The organism is Thermodesulfobacteriota bacterium (assembly GCA_040758155.1).
Classification (GTDB): domain Bacteria; phylum Desulfobacterota; class Deferrimicrobia; order Deferrimicrobiales; family Deferrimicrobiaceae; genus UBA2219.
This window is the reverse complement of the sequence record JBFLWB010000092.1, coordinates 1-6,659: the sequence shown is the minus strand read 5'-3', so window position 1 is coordinate 6,659 and position 6,659 is coordinate 1. Positions and strand designations below refer to the sequence as shown.

8 protein-coding genes are annotated in these 6,659 nt (G+C 68.7%); 1 reads left to right on the top strand and 7 read right to left on the bottom strand.

All coding sequences use genetic code 11. The features are described 5' to 3' along the window. The 7 genes from AB1346_05455 to hypF all read right to left on the bottom strand — a co-directional run. Positions 1–259: transporter substrate-binding domain-containing protein (locus AB1346_05455; GenBank protein MEW6719874.1), on the bottom strand; the 259-nt coding region annotated here is incomplete at its 3' end. A 21-nt stretch (positions 260–280) separates the two neighbouring features. Next, entirely contained in the window at positions 281–1,015 is a 735-nt protein-coding gene (locus AB1346_05450; protein MEW6719873.1) for an amino acid ABC transporter ATP-binding protein, read from the bottom strand. Positions 1,016–1,099: 84 nt separating this feature from the next. Continuing rightward, the gene (locus AB1346_05445) at positions 1,100–1,432 is read right to left on the bottom strand and encodes a DUF393 domain-containing protein (GenBank protein MEW6719872.1); all 333 of its coding nucleotides are present in this window, start codon (positions 1,430–1,432) and stop codon (positions 1,100–1,102) included. A 16-nt stretch (positions 1,433–1,448) separates the two neighbouring features. After that, complete coding sequence (gene hypE, locus AB1346_05440; protein ID MEW6719871.1) at positions 1,449–2,477, bottom strand: hydrogenase expression/formation protein HypE; 1,029 nt, start codon at positions 2,475–2,477, stop codon at positions 1,449–1,451. Continuing rightward, the gene (hypD, locus tag AB1346_05435; protein ID MEW6719870.1) at positions 2,474–3,568 is read right to left on the bottom strand and encodes a hydrogenase formation protein HypD; all 1,095 of its coding nucleotides are present in this window, start codon (positions 3,566–3,568) and stop codon (positions 2,474–2,476) included. Before hypD ends, hypE begins: the two co-directional genes overlap by 4 nt. Then, positions 3,555–3,788 (bottom strand): HypC/HybG/HupF family hydrogenase formation chaperone, encoded by a 234-nt coding sequence (locus AB1346_05430; GenBank protein ID MEW6719869.1) that lies wholly within the window; start codon positions 3,786–3,788, stop codon positions 3,555–3,557. The genes hypD and AB1346_05430 overlap by 14 nt, the downstream gene beginning before the upstream one ends. A 6-nt stretch (positions 3,789–3,794) precedes the next feature. Next, entirely contained in the window at positions 3,795–6,080 is a 2,286-nt protein-coding gene (gene hypF / locus AB1346_05425; GenBank protein MEW6719868.1) for a carbamoyltransferase HypF, read from the bottom strand. A 74-nt stretch (positions 6,081–6,154) separates the two neighbouring features. Here hypF and hypB point away from each other — a divergent pair. Then, positions 6,155–6,659, top strand: a 505-nt coding sequence (gene hypB, locus AB1346_05420) for a hydrogenase nickel incorporation protein HypB (GenBank protein ID MEW6719867.1), incomplete at its 3' end; no start/stop codon positions are given.

Genomic DNA, 6,659 nt, shown 5'->3' with positions numbered 1-6,659 from the left:
GGTTGGCCGACGTCACGGGCTGGAACTCCGCCTTGACGCCCGCCTTTTTGGCGATGGCGCGGATGAAGTCGATGTCGTACCCGACGTACTCCTTGGTGGCCGGGTCGACGGAGCCGAACGGCGGGGTGGAGTCCTTCACCCCCGCGACCAGGACGCCCTTCTTCTTGATCTCTGCCAGCGTGTCCGCCGCCAGCGCGGAGCCGCACAGCAGGCCCACCAGCGCCGCCGCAACGACCAACGAAACGGTTCTCCTTGCCATTTTCTCCCCCCCTGACTTGGATTAGTGCATCGGAGACAGCACCTGCTTGAGGAACTGCCGCAACCGGTCGTGTTTCGGATTCTTGAAGAACTCGGCGGGCTCCGCCATCTCGAGGATGGCGCCGTGGTCCATGAAGACCACCCGGTCGGAGACCTCCCGGGCGAACCCCATCTCGTGGGTGACCACCATCATGGTCATCCCGGAAGCGGCGAGGTCCTTCATGACCTGGAGGACTTCGCCGATCATCTCGGGATCGAGCGCCGAGGTGGGCTCGTCGAAGAGCATGATCTTGGGCTTCATCGCCAGCCCGCGCGCGATGGCGACCCGCTGCTGCTGGCCGCCCGAGAGCTGGGCGGGATGGGCGTCGCGCTTCTCCGGCAGCCCGACGCGCTCGAGAAGCGCCATCGCCTGTTTCTCGGCTTCCTTCCGGTCCGTCTTTCGGATCTTGACCGGCGCCAGGGTGATGTTTTCGATGACCGTCAGGTGGGGGTAGAGATTGAACTGCTGGAAGACGAAGCCGATCTCCGCGCGCAGCTTGTTGATGTCGGTCTTCCGGTCCAGCAGGTCCCTTCCGTCGACGGTGAGCTTCCCCTCGTTGATGGGCTCCAGGTTGTTGATCGTCCGGATGAGGGTGGATTTCCCCGAGCCGGAAGGGCCGCAGACCACGACGACTTCCCCTGCTTTCACGTGGAGATCGATGCCGTTCAGCACGTGAAGCGGCCCGAACCACTTGTGGACGCCCTCGAAACGGATCATCGTCTGCTCCCGGATTGGTGGCCTGCCGAAAAGAATCCCAGACCGCTGAAAATATCAGAAAAAATGGGCATTTTGCAATAGGGACTAACCGTCACGGCTGCGGTGGCGGGCGAATTCCCGGTAAAGGAGCCGGGAGACGATGCCGGCGCCCGGGAGGCGGAACAGCGGGGTGAGGATCCGGTATCCTCGCATTCGTCTAAGAATTTCGGGGAGCGCCCGCTCGCCTGCGAGCACCTGCCCGCCCGGAAGGACAAGATGGACGGCCGCCATGCAGTCCGCTTCGCGGATGGAAGGGAAGCGGCCACGGGCTTCCGCCGAGCCGCAGGGGAGGAACTCGAAGGCGTCCGGCGGCGCGGCCCTGCGCCGGACTTTGTCCACGAACCCGCGGCAGACGGGACAGCCGGCGTCATAAATCAAAGCTGCGGGCTTCAATTCAGCAGATCCGCGGGAGCTGGTCCCCCACGGGGTAGTCGACGGCCCGCAGCCCCCCCGCAAGGGTCCGCATACGCACGCCGGGCGCGCCTTCCTCCACCGTCCCGACGATCGCGGCCTCCCTTCCCAGCGGGTGCTCCCGCAGGGCGGCGAGCGCGTCTTCCGCGGCGGACGGATCCACGATCAGCAGCGCCTTCCCTTCATTGGCGAGGTAGAGCGGGTCGAATCCGAGGATCTCGCATACGCCGCGCACCGATTCACGCACGGGGAGCCGCTCCTCGTCGAGGACGAACCGCGCCTTCGCCGAGGACGCCATCTCGTTGAGCGTCACTCCGACGCCGCCCCGCGTGGGATCGCGCATGAAGCGGACCCGGCTCCCGAACCGCTCCAGCAGCGGGAGGATCATCCCGCCGACGGGAGCCACGTCCGACAGGACGGGCGCGGACAGGGAGAGCCGCTGGCGGGCGACAAGCACGGCCACGTAATGGTCGCCCATCGTCCCCGTGAGCAGGATCCGGTCGCCCGGACGCACCGCTTCCGGGGAAGGCCTCCAGCCGTCCACCATCACGCCGACGCCCGCGGTGGTGATGAAGATCCCGTCTCCCTTCCCCTTCTCCACGACCTTGGTGTCGCCGCAGGCGACGAGCACCCCCGCCTCGGCCGCCGCGTCGCGCATCGCCGCGAGCGCCCGCTCGAGCGTCTCTATCGGCAGCCCCTCCTCGAGGACCAGGCCGCAGGAGATCGCGATCCCCCGCGCGCCGCAGACGGCGAGGTCGTTCACGGTCCCGCAGACCGCCAGCCGCCCGATGTCCCCTCCCGGGAAGAAGGCCGGCGACACCACGTGACCGTCCGTCGTGAAGGCGATCTCCCCGTCGATCCGGCCGAGCAGCCCCGAGTCGAAGAACGGGGCGAGCACGGGGTTGGAGAAATACCGCGAGATCACCGTGCCGATCAGCTCGCGCGTGCGCTTTCCGCCTTCTCCGTGGGAGAGAAGGATCCTGTCCGTGGCGGACGCCTTGCCCGCCGTCATCGGAGGCCGCCGCCGTACTTGTAATACGCCGCGCACGTCCCCTCGGTGCTGACCATGCAGGGGCCGACCGGCTCCTCCGGGACGCACGCCTTGCCGAAGAGGGGGCACTCGGGGGGAAGGATCTTCCCCTTCAGCACGTCGCCGCAGCGGCACGGGGTGTCTTCCATGGCGAAGATCACGGGGACCCCGTGCTTTCTCTCCGCGTCGAACGCCGCGTACCGGTCCGAGATCCTCAAGCCCGACCCCGGGATGACGCCGATGCCGCGCCACCCCGTGTCGCACGGGGCGAAGACCTCCGCGATCACCTCCCGGGCCTTCCGGTTCCCCTCGGGCGCCACTCCCCGGGGATACGCGTTTTCCACGCGGGCCGCCCCCTCCTTTTTCTGCCGCAGCAGCATGGAGACGGCGAGAAGGATGTCGAGCGGCTCGAAGCCGCAGACGACGCAGGGGATATGGTGCTTCGACGCGAGCTCCTCGTACGGCTGCGTCCCGATGACGACGGACACGTGCCCGGGGCACAGGAAGCCCTCGATCCGGATCTCGGGATCGCGCGCCAGGATCGCCATCGCTTCCGGGATCGTACGGACCGAAGGGAGGACGGAGAAATTCTTCAGCTTCCGGTCGGAGGCGGTCCGGATCGCCCCTCCGATGGCCGGCGCCGTCGTCTCGAACCCCACTCCCAGGAACACGATCTCCCGGTCCGGCTCCGCGGCGGCCAGCGCGACCGCGTCGAGCGGGGAATAGACCACGCGGACGTCGATCCCCTTCGCCCGCTCCTTCTCCAGCGTCGAGCGTTTCCCCGGGACACGGAGCATGTCGCCGAAGGAGGTCAGCGTGATGCCCGGCTTGTGGCCGAGGGCGATGGCGGCGTCGACGTATCCGTCGGGAGTGACGCAGACGGGGCAGCCCGGGCCGGAAACCAGCGAGACGGCGCCGGAGAGCAGCGACCGCAGGCCGCTGCGGGCGATGGAGGCCGTGTGCGTGCCGCACACCTCCATCAGGCGCATGGGGGGGTCTCCCGCGTCGCGCCGGATCTTTTCGACGAGGGCGCGCACGGCCGCCGGGTCGCGGAACTCGTCAATGAACTTCATCGGAGCCGGATTCCATGATTTCCTTGAGAAGGGCGAAGGTCTGCGCGGCGTCCTCCTCCGAGAGCTTCTCGATCGCGAAGCCGGCGTGGACGATCACCCAGTCGCCGACGGAGACGCCTTCGAGCAGCATCAGCGACGCCTCCCGCTGCGTGCCCCCGAGTTCGATCATCGCGTTATCGCCTTCGATGGAAAGGACCTTCGCCGGAATCGCCAGGCACATCCCCGTCTACCCCCCTGCGACGCGAAGCGCCGCGTAGTACGCCTGGCCGAGCGAAACGCCGCCGTCGTTGGTGGGGACCTGCCGGTGGATCAACGGGACGAGGCGTCCCTTTCGAAGCCCGGAGAGCACCGAGGACAGCAGCGTCGCGTTCTGGAACACGCCGCCCGAAAGGATGACGTGCCGCGCCCCGGAGGACTCCGCCAGGCGGGAGACCGAGGCCAGGATCGCGGCGGCGAGCGTGTCGTGGAACCGGCGGGCGATCGTGCCCTGCGGGACGCGCTTCATCGCGTCCCGGATCAGCCCGGCGACCGTTTCTCCCCAGTTTACTGCAAGGAGGCCGTCTTCACTCTTCAAAGTGAACCGGTACGTGCCGCATCGCCTCCGCGCGACGGCTGCCTCGAGACGCATCGGCGCCTGCCCCTCGAAGCTCGACCGCGGGCAGAGGCCGCAGATCGCGGAAGCGGCGTCGAAGAGCCGTCCGGCGCTGGAGGTCGGCACGACGTTGATCCCCCGGTCCAGCGCGTCGAGCAGCAGCCGGATCGAATCCGCGGGGACCGCCGGGAAGAGCGTCCGTGCGGCTTCCTCCGCCTCACGCCGTCCGAGGACCTCGCGGCAGAGGGAAAGGGCGGTCCTCCACGGCTCGCGCACGGCGGCATCCCCTCCCGGGAGCGGGAAGCGGGCCAGGTGGCCGGCGCGGACAACCTCCTCGCCGTCCGTCGTGAAGAACTCCCCTCCCCAGATGGTGCCGTCTTCGCCGTACCCGGTCCCGTCGAACGCCACGCCCACCGCTTTCCCCGAGAAGCCGGTCTCCGCCATCACGGAATAGATGTGCGCTTTGTGGTGCTGGAGGGCGAAGACCTGCTCCACCCCGGTCAGAGCGCCCGCGAAGGAGGTCGTGAAGTAGGCGGGGTGCAGGTCGCGGCAGGCGGCGCGCAGCTTCGCGTCGAGGAACTGCCGGAAGAACCGGAACGTCTCCTCGTAGAATTCCCGGGTCTCGGAGTGCTCGAGGTCGCCCAGGTGCTGGGAGAGGTATGCCGCGTCCTCCCTGACGAAGCAGAAGGTGCTCTTCAGGTCCGCCCCCAGACCGGCCACGTCCGGGAAGCTCCGCGGCAGCTTCACCGGCGCGGGAACGAACCCTCTGGCCCTCCGGATGGGGTATGTAAGCCGGCCGACCCGCCGGACCACGGAATCGTCCGAGCGCTGGACCACCTCGCGGTCGTGCATCAGGTAAAGGTCGGCGATCCCCCGCAGGCGCGTCAACGCCTCGTCGTTGCCGATGGCGATCGGCTCGTCGGTCCGGTTCCCGCTCGTCATCACCAACGGCCGCCCGGCGCGGCTGAGAAGGAGGCGATGCAGCGGAGTGTAGGGGAGGAATACCCCCACCGTCGGCATCCCCATCGAGACCGCCGGGGCGAGGGGAGAAGGGTCGCGGGCGGGGCAGAGGAGGATCGGGGCGGCCGGGCCCTCCAGGATCGCCGCGTCCGCATCCGCGATCCGCGCGGCGGCGCGGGCGGAGGCGATGTCGGGGAACATCACCGCGAACGGCTTCTCCTCCCGCCGCTTCCGTTCCCGCAGCGCGCGCACCGCCTCCTCGCGGGTCGCGTCCGCCGCGAGCTGGAACCCTCCCAGCCCCCGGATCGCCACGATCCGCCCCTCGTCGAGGGCGGAGGCCGCCGCACCGACCGGGTCCGGCCAGGGGATGGGCTCCCCGTCGGCGTCCTTCAGGGAAAGGCGGGGGCCGCATTCCGGGCAGGCGATCGGCTCCGCGTGGTACCTCCGGTCGAGGGGATCCGTGTACTCCCTCCGGCAGGACGGGCACATCGGGAAGACGGACATCGAGGTCCGCTCCCGGTCGTACGGAAGGGACGTGACGATAGTGAACCGGGGGCCGCAGTTCGTGCAGTTGGTGAAGGGGTACCGGAACCGGCGGTCCTTCGGGTCGGACAGCTCCGCGAGGCATGCCGGACAGGTGGCGATGTCCGGGGGAATCGTGGAGAGGGCGATCCCTTTCGTCCAGCTCCGCCGGATCTCGAACCCCCGGACGCCCGAGGGGGGGACCTTCCGGATCGTGAAGCGGGTCACGCGCGCGGCGGGCGGGATCTCCTCCCGGAACCGCGCCCGGAAGCGGGACAGGGAGTCCGGGGTCCCCTCCACGCGTACGACGACCGCCCCCGGGGTGTTGGCGACCCACCCCGACAGGCCGCAGTCCGTCGCAACCCGGTGGACGAAGGGGCGGAACCCCACCCCCTGGACCACGCCGCGGACGGTGATCTCGATCGCGGAAGTCTCCACGACGGACCAGTTTAACAGACCTGGCCGCGCTGCGCCGGTGTGGTATCCTGTCCGGCATGGATGCCGGAGGAAAAGTGCGGATCGAGGTGGAACGGTCGCTCCAGGCGTCGGTGGACGACGCCTGCAGCGCCATCCGGGCCCTTCTCTCGGAACGGGGGATCTTTTCCCTGAACATGGTCTCCTCGCCGGGGTCCGGAAAGACCACGCTGATCGAGGCGCTCCTCTCCCGGTTCGAGGGGAAGGGGAGGGTGGCGGTCGTCGAGGGCGACCTCGAGACCGACATCGACGCGGAGCGGATCCGCAGGCACGGGGTGCAGGTCCTGCAGATCAACACCCGGTCCGGCTGCCACATCCAGCCGTCCCAGCTCCTGGGCGCCCTCCGGAAGATGGACCTCTCGGGGACGCGGCTCCTCATCGTGGAAAACGTCGGCAACCTGGTCTGCCCCGCGGAAGTCCCCCTGGGGGAGGACAAGCGGATCGTGCTGCTGAGCGTGACGGAAGGCGACGAGAAGCCGTTGAAATACCCGTTGATCTTCAGGACTTCCGATATCCTCGTCGTCACGAAGACCGACCTGCTCC